The following is a 505-nucleotide window of genomic DNA, read 5'->3' as shown; positions in this document are numbered from 1 at the left end:
GCTGGGGCGCGCCGGAGATCGCCACCCGCATGGGGCTGAGCCGCAAATGCGTGCGGTTCTGGCTCAAGCGGTTCAACGAACAGGGCCTTGCCGGTTTGCATGAGGCGATGCGCTCGGGGCGCCCCCCCACCTACACCGCCGAAGAGCGCGGCACGGTGGTTACCACCGCCCTGACCGCGCCCGGTGAGTTGGGCCTGCCGTTCGCCTGCTGGACGTTGGATCGCCTGGTCGCCTACTTGGGTGAACGTGGCGTTGGCATGCGGCGCAGCCGGATCTGCGAGATCCTGCTGGCCGAAGGCCTGAAGTGGCGGCGTGAGGAGACATGGTTTGGCGAGCGTGTCGATCCGGACTTCGCTCGAAAAAGGGGGCTATCGAGCAGCTCTACACCGCCGCCCCCACCGGCAGCGTCGTGATCTGCCTGGACGAGATGGGGCCGCAGGCGTGCAAGAGCTATCCGGGCCAGCGGCTGGTCGCCCCCGCCGGGCCGAAGGCCGAGCGTGCCCGG

Annotated in this window: 1 protein-coding gene; it reads left to right on the top strand. The window is 69.3% G+C overall.

The window, feature by feature from the left end; all coding sequences use genetic code 11:
* Positions 1-413, top strand: a 413-nt coding sequence (locus GBZ26_RS29890) for a helix-turn-helix domain-containing protein (RefSeq protein WP_174441853.1), incomplete at its 5' end; no start/stop codon positions are given.
* Between the last annotated feature and the right edge of the window lie 92 nt (positions 414-505).

The organism is Azospirillum formosense, assembly GCF_013340925.1.
Taxonomy (GTDB): domain Bacteria; phylum Pseudomonadota; class Alphaproteobacteria; order Azospirillales; family Azospirillaceae; genus Azospirillum; species Azospirillum formosense.
The sequence above is the reverse complement of the archived record's forward strand: the minus strand, read 5'-3'. Positions and strand labels throughout refer to the sequence as shown.